Raw genomic sequence first — 13,944 nt, 5'->3', positions numbered from 1 at the left:
ACCTTAAACCGTTTCCTGGGGCAACTTTTCCCAGGTGGGGAGCTCCCCTACGAAGAGGGTCGGCCGGTCAGCCCGAGCAGCGAGGTGGCCTGCGCCGCACCGGACTCCGCGACCACCTCGGCCACGGTCTGGGCGGACCTGACCGGAGCGAACGTCACCACGCCCGCGTCCGACACGGCATATCCGTACACAGCAGGGCGCGGAAGGCTGTTGTAGTGGAAATGGGTCGAGAAGTAATAGGCCCCGGTGTCGTACAGCGCGACCAGGTCACCGGGCGCCAGCTCGGGCAGCTCCCGCTCCCGCGCCACCAGGTCCCCGGCGAAGCAGCACGGCCCGGCGACGTCCTGCACCAGCGGCTCGGTCGTCCTGGGCCGGCCGTCGGCGTCGTACGCGCCCACGCGCAGCGGCCACGACTCGGGCACGAACACGGTGCGCGTGGCCACCTGCGCCCCGGCGTGCGTGACGGCGATCCGCCGGCCGCCGGAGGTCTTGGTGTACTCGACGTACGCCATGATCAGCCCCTGCTTGGCCAGCAGCGAACGGCCGAACTCGGTGACGAGCGTGTAGCGCCCGTCGAACAGGCCGGGCACGGTCTCCCGCAGCAGCCGCGCGTACTGCGCGAAGGCCGGGGTCACCTCGTCCGAGGCGAAGTTCACGGGCAGGCCGCCGCCGATGTCGAGGGTGTCGATCTGCTGCCGGCCGACGTGCGCGTTGATCTTCTCCGCCAGCTCGTACGCGGCCCGCACCCCTTCGGCCATCAGTTCCAGGGCGACACCCTGGGAGCCGGTGTGGGTGTGCAGCCGTGTCATCCACGGGCGCAGCAGGTAGGCGTCGAGCACCCACTGCTCCGCGCCCTCGTCGCGCAGCGCCACGCCGAACTTGGACGTGGCCGTCGCCGTGCTCATCGCTCCGATCGAACCGCCGCCGACCTGCGGGTTGACCCGCAGTCCCACAGGCGCGCAGCCGACGCCGAGATCGGCGACGACGGCGTCGACCCGGTCCAGCTCCTGCGGGTTGTCGGCGTTGACCGCGATGCCGTGGGCGAGAGTGTCGCGCAGCTCGTCCATCGTCTTGGCCGGGGAGTCGAAGACGATCCGTTCGGCGGGGACGCCCGCGGCGCGGGCCAGTTCCAGCTCGCCGACGCTGGCCACCTCCGCGCCCACGCCCTCCTCGTTCAGCAGCGCGAGGACCGGCACGAGCGAGGCGGCCTTCACCGCGAACGTGTGCTGTACCGAGACCCCGTCGAAAGCGAACGCTTCGCGCAGCTCGCGGGCGGCGCCGCGGATCCCCGCCACGTCGAGCAGGCCGAGGACCGGCGCCTGCGCGCCGACCAGGCCCTGCTCGGCGGCGGCGCGCACGGCCGCCTCCCTGCGGACGACGGATTCCGGGGCCATGGTCATGGGGTGTTCCTGCCTTCTCACTGCGCACTGCCGGCTGGGTGCCCGGCGGATCGACCGCCTGGCGGGCCGCCGACTGCGGCGGCCGCGGGCGGTGTCCACGCCACCGGCTCCTCGCCCGTGCGCTCCGCCCCGGTTCACTGTGCAGGCCCGAGCCCCGCACTGTCAGCGTGCTCCGGCACGAAGTCCGCGCCGCTCCCGTCGTGGCCGCGCACAAGCGTCGGGCCCCGCCCACCTCTCCATGGTGCGCCCGCACGACGCGGAGGGGGACGTCGTGGTGCGCCCGCACCACGCCCGTTCAGGGCAGCGGGATCAGCCCGGCCCGCCGTAGCCCCAGCTCCACCAGCAGCCGCACGTCGGGATCGGTGAGGTCGATGCCGCACAGCTCACCGGCACGGCGCAGGCGGTACCGCAGCGTATTGGTGTGAACCCCCACATAGCGGGCGGTGGCCGCCGCGTCACCGAAGAACACCAGGTGCGCGGCGACGGTGCGCGGCAGGTCGGTCCCGTGCCGCTCGTCGTGCTCGAGCAGCGCGGCCACCGCGTCGGCGGCCGACGGCACGTGTTCGGCGACCGCATCGGTCACCCGGAGCGCGTCCATGGCGAACCGGACGTCCTCGGCGCCGGCCGTCTCGGGACCGCCGCGCTCGCGCAGCACCCGCAGCACCTGGGCGGCCCCCGCACGCGAGGCGGCGGCGTCGCCGAGCCCCCCGACGGCGGGCCCCACCGCGACCAGCGGCCGCACCCCGGCGCCGCGCAGTACGGCGGCCAGGTCGCGTGCCAGCCGGTCCACGCCGTCCCCCGCCCCGGTTCCGGCCACCAGGACGTCGAGCCGGTCGCCGTCGCGGTGCGCGAAGGCCGGGGTGTGGTGCGCGGCGACACGGAGGGAGGCCAGATGGAAGGCCCGGTCCAGTACGTCGGGTGCGATCACGGCCGCCGCGCCGGCCGTGAGTACGGTGCACGCCTGCCCGGCCTCGACCCCGAGCACGGCCGCCGCCGCGGACACGTCCGGCGGACGCTCCTCGAACAGGGCCCGCACCGCGTACCGGCGGCGGCTGGCGGCGGACCGGGACCGCAGCCGGTGGTGCAGCAGATGCGGTACGGCGATGACGGCCGCCTGCCGCAGCGCGTCCCGGGCCCCGGAGGGCAGCGGCTCACCGTCGGCGGCCGCCCACAGGGACCCGAGGATCTCGTCGCCGGCCCGCACGGCGACCGCGAGGCGTTCGGGGAACCGTGCGTCCGCGGGCCGGTGCACCACGTCGCCGCTCGCCCACAGCGTGGTGAGGAAACCGCTCTCGGCGAGTTCGGTCACCCGCCAGCTCGGTACCCGGCGGCCCAGGATCGTCAGCCTGCGCAGCGGGTCGGCGGTGTCCGCGGTCGGCGAGTACGCCAGGACGTTCGACTCGGGGTCCTCGACGGTGATCGCGCCGCCCACCAGCGCGGCCAGCGCCAGAGCGAGCCCCGGCAGATCACCGAGCGCCACGTCGGCCGACGCCTCGGTGGGCGCCGCCGCACCGGTACGGGCGATGGCCGCCCGCAGGAGTCCGATCAGCTCGCCCCACTCGATCCACGGGGCCCGGGCGAGCAGGGCGGTCGACACCTCGTCGGCGGCCTCGGCGAGCGAGGGCGCGATCCCCTGGGTGCCACGCCGCAGCACCACGGCCGCCGCCCCGGCGCGATCCGCCGCGCGGAGCACGCCCGCGGCGCCCGGCGCGGACGTGTCGACGCCGGGCGCGATGAGGATCCGCCCCCGTGCCTGCAAGGTCTCGCCCTCGTCGAACACCCCGGCCCCGCTCACCGGCACGTCCGTGCCGCACGGCGCCCGCAGCACCTCGACCACGTCCGGCCCGACCACCCCGACGGCCTGCCCCAGCGTGGGCGAACCACCGCCGTGCGCGTCGGCTGCATCAGGCGTGGGGGGAGGGCCGGGCGGGGAAAGCTGCATGCCCCAAGTGTCACCGATGCGGGCCGGCCTGAGGCCGCGGGGCAGCTGAGGGAGGCGGGGGAGGCGGCGGCGGATCTCGCCGCTGATCTTGCCGGCGAACGCGTGGTGATCAGCCAGTGACGCCCGCGCGGCCGGGTCCGTCGGGGCCACCCCGGCTGTGCGGGCAGTCGGCCGGGCCACGGTGTGGCCCGCTCAGGCGACCGGCTCGCCGATACCCAGCAGGTTTCCCTCGCTGTCACGGAACCAGGCGGCGCGTTCTCCCCGTGCGCCCTTGCTCGGGTAGTTGCCGTCGATCTCGGCGATCCCGTCCTTCGTCCGCAACCCGGGCAGGTCGACCTCGTCGAACACCACGCCGCGCTGCTTGAGCTCCGCCACGATCGTCTCGACGTCGTCGACCTGCCATCCCATCTGGGTGAAGGTGCCGGGCGCGGCTCCCGTCGACTCGAACAGGGCGAACTCCGTGTCCCCGCACCGATACAGCAGTCCGCCGGGCCGTTCGTCGACGGGGTCGAGACCGAGCTGTTCGGCGTAGAAGCGACGTGCTCGGTCCAGGTCCTGGGCCGGCAGCCGGGTCGCCACGCGTCCCCGAGCCAGAATGTTCCTGTTGTCCGCGTTCATGCTTCCACTGTGCCCAGCCGCCGCATTCAGCTGCCGGGTGTGAGCCCCAGCGTGTCGAGGACCGCGTACACCCCGAGGAAGAGAATCGCCGCGCTGCTCAGGACGAGTGCGGCAGTCAGCCAGGGGTTGGAGCGGAAGCGGGGCGGGACACCGGTGTAGCGCAGACGCCAGACCGCGACCACGACGGCGAGCAGGAAGATGCCGCCACCGATGCCGCCGATCTGCACCATCAGGACCGGGGACTGGACCCACAGGAAGAAGCACATCCACACCGGAGGCAGGCAGCAGGTGAGGATGCGGATGGTGCGGGTGCGTGAGCGCAGGTCGTGCCAGTTCACCACGCCGAGCAGGCCGAGGGTGTTGGTCCACAGGCGTGGGACGCTGGCCGACGAGGCGACGGTGACCGAGAAGAGGACGGCGATCGCGCCGGCCAGGAACAGGTACTCGGCCCAGGGGCCCAGCGTGTCGGTATAGATGTGCGACAGCGTGGTGATCATGTCGTTGCCCTCGGGCACCAGGCCCTGCGGGTGCAGCACCGAGGCGCCGATGACGTAGAAGGACAGGGTGCAGACGGTGCACACGATCCACGAGACACCCACGTCGAGCCGCATGACCTTGAGCCAGCCCTCGGCGCGCTGCGCGCGCTGTTCGGTGCCGTCGTCCGGGCCGGTCCAACGGGCATAGCCCTTCTCCAGACACCAGTACGTGTACGTCGTCATCTCGTCGGCACCGACACCGGTGATGCCGAACATGGCGAGCGCGATGCCGACCGTGCCCGCGGGGATCTGGAAGCTCAGTCCGTCGGCGAGCTGCCCGGTGCCGTACCCGAAGGCGGTGAACGGCAGGGCGAGGGCCAGGCCGAAGGTGATGACCGTCTTGAGCGTGATGCCGATGACCTCGACCCGCTCGACGACGTGGTATTTGCCCGTCTGGAGGATGAGGACGGCGGCACCGGTGACGATGAGCGCCCAGATGGTCAACGAGGACGTGCTCAGCGACGCGCCGTGGATCGGCAGGAGGATCGAGCACGCCGCCGCGGTACCGCCGATGATGCCGCCGCGCTGGAACATCTTGGCGAAGTCCATGCCGATCCAGAGCCAGTTGATCCAGCTGAGGGGGCCGATCCGGGGGCTGACGTCACGGAAGCCGTCGAGCGCGGGGCGTCCGTTGAGGATGGTCCAGCGGGCCAGTTCCATCTGGACCCACACCTTGACCATGGTGGAGACGATGACCAGCCACAGGAGGGCGAAGCCTGCCTTCGCGCCGAGCGAGGTGGTGGTGATCAGTTCACCGGAGCCGACGACGGCGGCGGACAGCACGAGTCCGGGGCCGAGCCGGCGCAGTCGGCCGCGGAAGGTCTCGGGGGCCGGGCGGGCGTCTTCGGCGCGCAGTGCGTACGGGTCGGTCTGCGCGGTGGGTGGCGCCGCCGTGGCGCCGTCGGTCGAGGTGGCCATGTCAGGTCCTTGGGGGATCCTCCGGCGTCGTCGCCGGAATCCGGAATGGGGACAGGGTCGTGCCGTGGTGCCGTGGTGCCGTGGTGTCGCAGTGCGCAGGCGTCCTGGGTCTCAACGCGCCTGATGGAGCGGCTCGTTGCCCGCGAGAACGCGGACGACGTCGTCGGCCACCATCGCGCCCATGGCCCGGTTGGCCTCGGGCGTGCAGGCGGCCATGTGCGAGGTGAGGAGCGTGCGCGGGGCCTCGCGCAGCGGGTGGTCGGCGGGCAGCGGCTCGGTGCTGAACGCGTCGAGGGCCGCGGCCCCGAGGTGCCCGGAGCCGAGCAGGTCGGCGAGTGCGTGTTCGTCGACGAGGCCGCCGCGCGCGGCGTTGACCAGGATCGCGCCCTGCTTCATCGCCGCCAGGCGGGCCCGGTCGAGCAGCGGGGTGCCGGACGGGTCGGGCGGGGTGTGCAGGCTGACGGCGTCCGCCCGCGCCAACAGGGTTTCGAGCGCGGCCGGTTCGGCGCCGTGCGCGCGTATGCCGGCGTCCGGGACGTACGGGTCGTGGGCGAGCAGCTCCATTCCGAAAGCGCGCGCGTAGCCGGCCAGAAGGCGGCCGATGCGGCCGAACCCGATGATGCCCAGCGTCTTGCCGCGCAGTTCCGGACCGAACAGCTTGGGCCAGCCACCCGCCGCCACCGCGACGTGCGAGGCGGCGAGGGAGCGGGTCGCGGACAGGAGCAGGCCGAAGGTGTACTCGGCCACCGCGTGCGAGTTGCTGCCCGGCGCGCACACGACCGGAATCCCTCGCGCGTGGGCGGCGGCCACGTCGATGGTGTCGACGCCGACGCCGTGCTTGGCGATCACCCTGAGGCGGGGCGCGGCGTCCATCACCTCGGCGGTGATCGCGTCCATGCCGACGATCAACGCGTCCGCGCCGGGCGCGTACTTGAGGAGTTCGCCGGTGGGCAGCGCCGCGTCCCCGGACGGTCGCAGGGGGCCGGCTCCGGCCTCCTCCAGGATCTGCCAGGGGCGCGTCGAGTGCCGGGCGAAGGTGGGCGTCGTGATGAGCGTGGTCGGCATCAGCGCGCGCCGCCGCGCGCCGCGTCCAGGTGGGACGTGGCGATCTGCTGCAGGTGTACGACGTCGGCCGCCACCGTCGCGAACGTGAAGCCCTCGGCGAGGCGGCGGGCGGCGCTCGCGCCGTCGGCGTTGTGGATGCCGGCCGCGATGCCCGCCGCCTCGGCCGCCTTGCGGACACGGGTGAGGGCCTGCTCGAACTCGTCCCGCACGGACGGGTCGGTGGAGGACGCGCCGCCGATGGCCAGGCGCAGGTCGGACGGGCCGACGTAGATGCCGTCGAGGCCGGGGGTCGCACAGATCGCCTCGACGTCGGCCAGGCCGTCGGCCGTCTCGATCATCGCGAGGACCGCGGTCTGTTCGTGCGTGTCGGCCGGGTTCGGGCCGATGCGCAGCTGGGCGCGCATCGGTCCGTACGAGCGGCGGCCCAGCGGCGGATAGCGGACGGCGGAGACGGCGTCGGCGGCGTCCCGCGCGTTGTCGATCAGCGGGACGATCACGGCGGTCGCGCCCGCGTCGAGGGCCCTGCCGATGTACGTGAGGTCGTTGGCCTCGACGCGCACCATGCCCACGGCGGTGCTGCCCTTGGTGTCGGTGGCGAGGAGGTTGTTCAGCATGCCCTGGTAGCCGAAGAGACCGTGCTGGGCGTCGAAGGCCAGGTAGTCGTAGCCGACGCGGGCGAGGCGCTCGGCGGCGACCGGCGAATCGAGCAACGACCAGTAGCCGATGAGCTGTTCGCGGTTGCGCAGAGCGGCGGTGAACTCGGCAGAGGTGCGGCCGGTGGCCATGGTGTGTCTCCGTTGTGAGAGGGGGCGAGGTCAGCGGTTGTAGGCGGGCATCGGGCCGCGCAGGCGGGCGCCGACCTCGTCGCAGGCGGCCCGAACGTCCGTGGGCAGCGGGCCGGCGGCCGCGGCGGCGATGTTGGCCTTCAGGTGGTCGACCTTGGAGCCGCCGAGCAGCAGTGCGTCGGTGGAGGGCCGCGAAAGGAGCCAGCGCAGGGCCAGCTCGGTGAGCGGCAGGCCAGCGGCGGAGGCGACGCGGGTGAGATCGGTGACGGCGCGGAACAGATCCTCGTTCCAGTACCGCTGGCGGTACATCGCGGCCAGCTTCGAGTCGCCGAAGCGCCCGGCGTCCGGGGCCTGTTCGAAGCTGTGACGGCCGGTGAGCAGGCCGCCGCCGAGCGGGTTGTAGACCATCGTGCGCAGGCCGGCGGTGGCGGCGTACTCGGCGTACTCCTCCTCGATGCGTCGCGCGAGGAGGTTGTGCAGCTGTTGGGCGACGGCCGGGCGCGGGGCGCCGACCTCGTCGGCCACACGGCTGAGCTCGGCGATCTGCCACGCGGCGAAGTTGGAGACGCCGAGGGCGAGGACCTTGCCCGCCTGTACGAACTCGGCTACGGCGGCCAGGGTTTCGGTCAACGGCGTCCTGCGGTCCGGCTGGTGCAGGTAGAAGAGATCGACGTGGTCGGTGCCCAGGCGCTTGAGGCTTCCTTCGAGCGCAGCGCGCAGACCCTCGGCGGACAGCGGCGCGTGCCCGCCCTGGTCGGGGTGCGGGATGCCGGCCTTGGTGGCGAGAACCACCTGGTCGCGTCGGCCGGGCAGCAGCTCGGCGAGGATGCGCTCGCTCTCGCCGCCCGCGTAGCCGTTGGCGGTGTCCACGCCGGTGATGCCCGCGTCGAGCGCGGCGTCCAGCATCGCGGCGGCCGTCGCTCGGTCCACGGTGTCGCCGAAGGTCATCGTGCCGAGGACGAGGGGGGACAACGGGACGGGGATGTGCGGGAGTTCAAGGCCGACGGTCACGGCGGGTTCCTTCCGATGCGGGTGGTGCGGGTAGCGCAAGTGGTGCGGGTCGTGCGGTCTCGTGCTCGTATGCGATCTCATGCGTGATGCGCGCATCACAGGTGATGCGGTGTGCGGCTGCGTGGCTTCGACCGGTCGTCGCGGTGGTTCCCGGCGGTGGGCCGCTTCTGCGGCCAAGTGCGGTGCGAAGCCTGCGTCGTACGGCGGCACGCGGGAGCAAGTCGGTGTGCGCCGTGCTGTGTGAGCCCGGTACGCGTCGCGTCCACGAGGGCGACGCGGTCCGCGGGTGAGGTCCGTCGGCGCCACCGGAACGCTCGCACGACTGCGTAAATCACGCAAGAGGTCTCGCGCATTTCGCGCAATCTGTGCCATGATCCGGACCGGGCCGCCCAACGCCGGGTGCGCCCAAGGAGGTTCGATCCCGTGGCTTCCCTGCCCCCACGCCCGTCCGTCCCGCAGCCGGCGACGGTGCCCGTGCCGTACGTCCTCGCACTCGCGGACGACCTGTCCGGCGCGGCCGAGACCGCCTGCGCGCTCGGTGGCCCCGTCCGCCTGTCCCTCGCCGCCGACGTGGCCGGGAGCCCTGCTACGCACGACCTCGTCGTGGACCTGGACACCCGGCACCTGCCGGCCGCCGCAGCGGCGCACGCCGTGCGGACGGCGCTGCGCGCGGCGCAGGCCGGACCGTCCCGGCTGCTGTACAAGAAGGTCGACTCGCAGCTGCGCGGCCACCTCGCCGCCGAGGCCGCCGCCTACGCCGAAGGGGCCGAGGCGGTGGTCATCGCCCCCGCGCTGCCCGCGGCCGGGCGCACCGTGACCGGCGGCGTGGTGCACGTGAACGGCGTTCCGCTGCACCGCACCGACGGCTGGCGCGCGGAACGCGCAGCCGCGCCCCGCTCACTGCCCGAGGCGCTGTCCGGCCTGCCGGTCCGTACGGTCCCGCTCGACGTCGTACGGTCCGGACCCGCAGCACTGGAAGCGGAGTTCCGCCGGATCGCCGACTGCGGCGCGCACCCTGCGCCGGACGCAGAGACCGACGCCCACCTGGATGCCGTGGCCGCGGCGGCGCTGCGGCTCGGGCCCGGATTCCGGCTCCTGGGCAGCGGCGGTCTGGCGCTCGCCCTCGGGCGCGCGACGGCGCGTCCCGCTGCCGCCGCTCACCCGCCCGCGCCGACCCGGGACGGCGCGCCGCTGCTCTTCGTCGTGGGGACCGCCGAGCCCGCAGCGGTTGCGCAGATCGCGCACCTCACCGCGCTCGGCGCACACCATGTGACGCTGGACCCGGCCGGCCTGGCGGCCGGCACGACCCGCCTGCCGCGTACCGCCGCCGCTTCTGCCCTGACCGTCCTGTCCATCGACGGTTCGGCAGGACTGCGCCCCTGCGCGGGGAGGGCCCTCAGTACTGCTCTGGGCACACTCGCCGCCGCGTACCCGGGCCGCCCCGACCTCGTCCTGACCGGTGGCGAGACCGCTCGCACCACCCTGGACGCCCTCGGCACAAGGGAGTTGGAGCCCCTCGGTGAGATCCACCACGGCGCCGTCCACTCCCGTACCCCCGACGGCCGCCACGTCGTCACCCGCCCCGGCAGCTACGGTGCCGAGGACTCGTTGCTGCGCATTGCCGCCGCGCTACGGCCCCGCCTGGCCGCCGCCCCGGCAGCCACCTGAACCCTTCACCGCCCGCCTCCCTCCTAGGAGATGTCCTCATGAGCACCCCCCTCCCCCTCATCGCCGTCACCATGGGCGACGGCGCCGGCGTCGGCCCCGAGGTCGTCGTCGCGGCCCTGCTCGACGACGCCGTCCTGAAGCGCTGCCGTCCCGTCGTCATCGGCGACGCGCAGCGACTGCGCGAGGCCGCCCGCATCCTCGGTCTGGAGTGCGAGATCGCCACCGTCGAGCACCCGCGCGACGCCGAGTTCACGCCCCGCCGCGTCAACGTCGTCGACCTCGGCCTGCTCCCCGCCGATCTGCCCTGGGGCAAGCTGTCGCCGGTCGCGGGCGATGCCGCGTACGCATACATCGCGCGTGCCGCCGAACTCGCCGTGGCAGGAGACGTGCACGCCATCTGCACCGCCCCCCTCAACAAGGAGGCCCTGCACGCCGCGGGTCACATCTACCCCGGCCACACCGAACTCCTCGCCCACCTGACCGGGACCGAGGAGGTCTCGATGATGCTCTCCACCGAGAAGGTGAAGGTCATCCACGTCACCACGCACATCGGCCTGATCGACGCCGTCAACCGCATCGAGCCGGGGCTTGTCGAGCGCACGGTCCGCCGCGGCCACGAGGCCATGGTCCGCGCCGGCACCCCGAACCCCGTCATCGGCGTCTGCGGCATCAACCCGCACGCCGGCGAGAACGGCCTGTTCGGCTACGGCGAGGAGGGCGAGAAGATCGTCCCGGCCCTGGAGAAGCTCCGAGCCGAGGGCGTCGACGCCCGGGGTCCGCTGCCCGCCGACACCGCCTTCTTCCTCGCCTCGCGCGGTGACTACGACCTGATCGTCGCGATGTACCACGATCAGGGCCACGGCCCGGTCAAGGTCCTGGGCATCGAGGCGGGTGTCAACCTCACCGTCGGCCTGCCCGTCATCCGTACGTCCGTCGACCACGGCACCGCGTTCGACATCGCCGGAACGGGCGTGGCGGAGGCCGGTAGCATGGTCGAGGCGCTGCGCCAGGCGGCCGAGATGGCGACGGCGCCGGTCGCTCCGGCGGCCTGAACCGCCGTCCCCTGCACCGCCGTTGCCACCGCACGTAGAGGACTCCGTAGATGCCGCCGACCACTTCCCAGGCACGACGCGACCGCATCGTCCACCTCGCCACCACCACCGGCCTCGCCAGCGTCGAGGAACTCTCGCAGCTCTTCGACGTCACCCCCTCGACCATCCGCCGCGACCTCGCCCGCCTCACCACGGAGGGCCGCCTCGCGCGCACCTACGGCGGCGCGATGGCGCTGTCCGCGCACCCCGAGGCATCGCTGCGGCAGCGCACGGGTGAGGCGTACGAGGAGAAGCGGGCCATCGCGCAATGGGCCGCCCGGCAGGTCGAGCCGGGCGAGACGCTCCTCCTCGACGCCGGTACGACGGTGGGCGCGCTGGCCCACGAGCTGCGCGGCGCGAAGAAGTTGACGGTCGCGACCACGGGCCTGACGGCGCTGCACGCCCTCGCGGACGCGGACGGCGTACAGGTCGATTGTCTCGGGGGCACACTCCGTCCGCTCAGCCAGGGCTTCGTCGGCCCGCTCACGGAGGCCGCGCTCGAGCACATGTCCTTCGACCGGGTCTTCCTCGGCGCCGACGGCGTCACCGTCGACCGCGGCATCTGCGAGGCCGACCTGCGCCAGACCCGTCTCAAGGAACTGATGGCGCGCCGCGCCGACCGGGTCTATGTGCTGGCCCACGGCGCCAAGTTGGGGCGCGCGCCGTTCCACGCGTGGGCCAAGCTGAGGACCGAGTGGACCCTGGTCACGGACGCGTCGGCACCCGTCGCGCAGATCCACGCCTTCGAGGCGAGCGGGGTACGCGTCGAGATCGCCCCGTCCGCGGGGGCGTGACGGGACGCCGTCACCCTTTTGACCCGCCTGTCCGTTGTGCGCCTCGGGCCCGCACGGCTCTGCGGCTCCCGGCGCCTCGGGCGGCCGGCGGCGGGCGGACCATGCTGAGGGCATTGCGCAGGATCACGCAGCCGGCCGTGTCGATCTGCACGTCCGCCTCGTCTCCGACCGCCTGACCGGAGACGTCGGACGCGAGCACCGCCATCACAGGGCCGGGGACGTGGGGCGCACGGTCAAGCACATGGGTCGGCTCCTGGCCCGGGACGGACAGCGCGGAGGTCGCGCCACTGCGGCATCCGGAGGACTGAACTGCCCGTGGACCCGCCGTCGGCCCCGGTGCCTCAGTTCCACGCGAACACGCGGACGCCGTCCACAGTGCGTTGCGGAGACATCCGCAGGGCGGCAGTCATGATCGAACGGGAGAACACAGGAGCAGCGTCGGATCGAGTGCCTGGAGAGATGCGCGTGGACAAGGACGGAAAGCACGGCGCGGAGAAGCTGAACTGTCTGGTCACCGGAGCGTCCGGGTACATCGGAGGCCGCCTGGTACCGGAACTGCTGAAGGCCGGTCACCGTGTGCGTTGCCTGGCCCGCTCGCCGGGCAAACTGCGTGACTATCCCTGGGCGGCCGCCGTGGAGACGGTGAGCGGAGACGTCACGGACGCCGAGTCGGTCGCCGCGGCCATGCGCGGCATCGATGTCGCGTACTACCTGGTGCACTCCCTGGGATCCGGCTCCGGGTTCGAGGACACCGATCGCCGCGCGGCCCGGATCTTCGCCGAGCGGGCCCACGCCGCCGGCGTACGGCGCATCGTCTATCTCGGCGGGCTCACCCCGCGGGACGTACCCGAGCGGGCCCTCTCCCCGCACCTGCGCTCCAGGGCCGAGGTCGGCCGCATCTTCCTCGACGGTCAGGTGCCCGCCACCGTGCTGAGGGCCGCTGTGGTGATCGGCTCCGGATCGGCGTCGTTCGAGATGCTGCGCTATCTGACCGAACGGCTGCCGGTCATGGTCACCCCCAGCTGGGTGCACACCCGCACGCAGCCCATCGGCGTCCGCGACGTGCTGCGCTACCTCGTCGGCTCGGCCACCATGCCCACCGACGTCAACCGGGCCTTCGACATCGGCGGACCGGACGTCCTGACCTATCGGGAGATGATGTGCCGCTACTCCGAGGTCGCCGGACTGCGGCGGCGGATCATCGTGCCGGTCCCCATGCTCACCCCGCGGCTGTCCAGCCACTGGGTCGGCCTCGTGACCCCGGTGCCGGCATTCATCGCCCGGCCCCTGACGGAGTCCCTGCGCCACGAGGTCGTCTGCGACGAGCACGACATCGCCCGCTACGTGCCCGACCCACCGGGCCGGCCGCTGCCGTTCGACGAAGCTCTGGCCCTGGCACTGCGCAGGGTACGGGAGGCGCAGGTCGCCACCCGGTGGTCGTCCGCCGCCCTCCCCGGGGCGCCCAGCGATCCGCTGCCCACCGATCCGGACTGGGCCGGCGGCAGCCTCTACCAGGACGAGCGGCAACTGACTGTCGAGGCGTCCCCGGAGGCCCTGTGGAAGGTGATCGAGGGCATCGGCGGCGACAACGGCTGGTACTCCTTCCCACTGGCCTGGGCCGTCCGTGGCTGGCTCGACCGGTTCGTGGGCGGAGTCGGCCTGCGCCGCGGACGGCGCGACGCGGAGCGCCTGCGGGTCGGCGACTCGCTGGACTTCTGGCGGGTCGAGGAGATCGAGCCCCGACAACTGCTGCGGCTGCGCGCGGAGATGCGGCTGCCGGGCCTGGCGTGGCTGGAGATGTACGTCGAGACGGGTACCGAGGGCCGTACGCGCTACCGGCAGCGCGCTCTGTTCCACCCCCGCGGCCTGCTGGGCCACGCCTACTGGTGGTCCGTCTCCCCCTTCCACGCCGTCGTCTTCGGCGGCATGGCCCGCAACATCACCCAGGCCGCCGCCAAGGACATGAGCGCGCGGCAGTGAGTCCCACCCCGGTCGCATCCGCCACCGGCGCCGCGAGCCAAGGCGACTGCGGCAGTGGCGCACACACCCGGATCACCGTCAGGGAGCCGGCCCGCGCGGTCGCCGCTGGATGTCGCGCCACGCGGGGTGGCACCCT

General features: G+C 73.2%; 11 protein-coding genes. 4 read left to right on the top strand and 7 right to left on the bottom strand.

The annotated features are described in order from the left end of the window. Positions 1–47: 47 nt before the first annotated feature. From OHO83_RS05700 to OHO83_RS05670, 7 genes are all read right to left on the bottom strand, one after another. Positions 48–1,394: a diaminopimelate decarboxylase gene (locus tag OHO83_RS05700; RefSeq protein ID WP_330280720.1), complete on the bottom strand. Its 1,347-nt coding sequence runs from the start codon at positions 1,392–1,394 to the stop codon at positions 48–50. Between the two features lie 301 nt (positions 1,395–1,695). Further along, complete coding sequence (locus OHO83_RS05695) at positions 1,696–3,342, bottom strand: PucR family transcriptional regulator (RefSeq protein WP_266678231.1); 1,647 nt, start codon at positions 3,340–3,342, stop codon at positions 1,696–1,698. A gap of 192 nt (positions 3,343–3,534) precedes the next feature. Further along, positions 3,535–3,960, bottom strand: a complete 426-nt coding sequence (locus OHO83_RS05690) for a VOC family protein (RefSeq protein WP_266678233.1) — start codon at positions 3,958–3,960, stop codon at positions 3,535–3,537. Between the two features lie 26 nt (positions 3,961–3,986). After that, a complete protein-coding gene (locus OHO83_RS05685; protein WP_330278842.1) occupies positions 3,987–5,414 on the bottom strand; it encodes an Nramp family divalent metal transporter in 1,428 nt (475 codons plus the stop codon). A 111-nt stretch (positions 5,415–5,525) separates the two neighbouring features. Then, the gene (locus tag OHO83_RS05680) at positions 5,526–6,479 is read right to left on the bottom strand and encodes a phosphoglycerate dehydrogenase (protein ID WP_266678237.1); all 954 of its coding nucleotides are present in this window, start codon (positions 6,477–6,479) and stop codon (positions 5,526–5,528) included. Then, a complete protein-coding gene (locus OHO83_RS05675; protein WP_266678239.1) occupies positions 6,479–7,264 on the bottom strand; it encodes an HpcH/HpaI aldolase family protein in 786 nt (261 codons plus the stop codon). The genes OHO83_RS05680 and OHO83_RS05675 overlap by 1 nt, the downstream gene beginning before the upstream one ends. A 30-nt stretch (positions 7,265–7,294) precedes the next feature. Then, positions 7,295–8,275 carry an aldo/keto reductase gene (locus tag OHO83_RS05670; protein WP_266678241.1) on the bottom strand — a complete coding sequence of 327 codons (981 nt, stop codon included), beginning with the start codon at positions 8,273–8,275 and terminating at the stop codon, positions 7,295–7,297. A gap of 423 nt (positions 8,276–8,698) precedes the next feature. Here OHO83_RS05670 and OHO83_RS05665 point away from each other — a divergent pair, with 423 nt between their 5' ends. The 4 genes from OHO83_RS05665 (at position 8,699) to OHO83_RS05650 (ending at position 13,808) form a co-directional block, all read left to right on the top strand. After that, a complete protein-coding gene (locus OHO83_RS05665; protein ID WP_266678243.1) occupies positions 8,699–9,943 on the top strand; it encodes a four-carbon acid sugar kinase family protein in 1,245 nt (414 codons plus the stop codon). Between the two features lie 38 nt (positions 9,944–9,981). Beyond that, the gene (gene pdxA, locus OHO83_RS05660; protein WP_266678245.1) at positions 9,982–10,995 is read left to right on the top strand and encodes a 4-hydroxythreonine-4-phosphate dehydrogenase PdxA; all 1,014 of its coding nucleotides are present in this window, start codon (positions 9,982–9,984) and stop codon (positions 10,993–10,995) included. A 50-nt stretch (positions 10,996–11,045) separates the two neighbouring features. Continuing rightward, positions 11,046–11,828, top strand: a complete 783-nt coding sequence (locus OHO83_RS05655; RefSeq protein WP_266678248.1) for a DeoR/GlpR family DNA-binding transcription regulator — start codon at positions 11,046–11,048, stop codon at positions 11,826–11,828. Between the two features lie 459 nt (positions 11,829–12,287). Then, on the top strand, positions 12,288–13,808 hold the full coding sequence (locus OHO83_RS05650; RefSeq protein ID WP_330278841.1) for an SDR family oxidoreductase: 1,521 nt from the start codon (positions 12,288–12,290) through the stop codon (positions 13,806–13,808). Positions 13,809–13,944 lie beyond the last annotated feature (136 nt).

Origin of the sequence: Streptomyces sp. NBC_00569 (genome assembly GCF_036345255.1) — a bacterium.
In the GTDB taxonomy this organism is placed as follows: domain Bacteria; phylum Actinomycetota; class Actinomycetes; order Streptomycetales; family Streptomycetaceae; genus Streptomyces.
This window is presented reverse-complemented; position numbering and strand designations above follow the sequence as displayed.

Bases quoted from the DNA above. Each gene is read 5' to 3' on its own strand.
- OHO83_RS05680 (WP_266678237.1), bottom strand. From the start codon at position 6,479: ATGCCGACCACGCTCATCACGACGCCCACCTTCGCCCGGCACTCGACG.
- OHO83_RS05690 (WP_266678233.1), bottom strand. From the start codon at position 3,960: ATGAACGCGGACAACAGGAACATTCTGGCTCGGGGACGCGTGGCGACC.
- OHO83_RS05675 (WP_266678239.1), bottom strand. From the start codon at position 7,264: ATGGCCACCGGCCGCACCTCTGCCGAGTTCACCGCCGCTCTGCGCAAC.
- OHO83_RS05650 (WP_330278841.1), top strand. From the start codon at position 12,288: ATGCGCGTGGACAAGGACGGAAAGCACGGCGCGGAGAAGCTGAACTGT.
- OHO83_RS05695 (WP_266678231.1), bottom strand. From the start codon at position 3,342: ATGCAGCTTTCCCCGCCCGGCCCTCCCCCCACGCCTGATGCAGCCGAC.
- OHO83_RS05685 (WP_330278842.1), bottom strand. From the start codon at position 5,414: ATGGCCACCTCGACCGACGGCGCCACGGCGGCGCCACCCACCGCGCAG.
- OHO83_RS05655 (WP_266678248.1), top strand. From the start codon at position 11,046: ATGCCGCCGACCACTTCCCAGGCACGACGCGACCGCATCGTCCACCTC.
- OHO83_RS05700 (WP_330280720.1), bottom strand. From the start codon at position 1,394: ATGGCCCCGGAATCCGTCGTCCGCAGGGAGGCGGCCGTGCGCGCCGCC.
- pdxA (WP_266678245.1), top strand. From the start codon at position 9,982: ATGAGCACCCCCCTCCCCCTCATCGCCGTCACCATGGGCGACGGCGCC.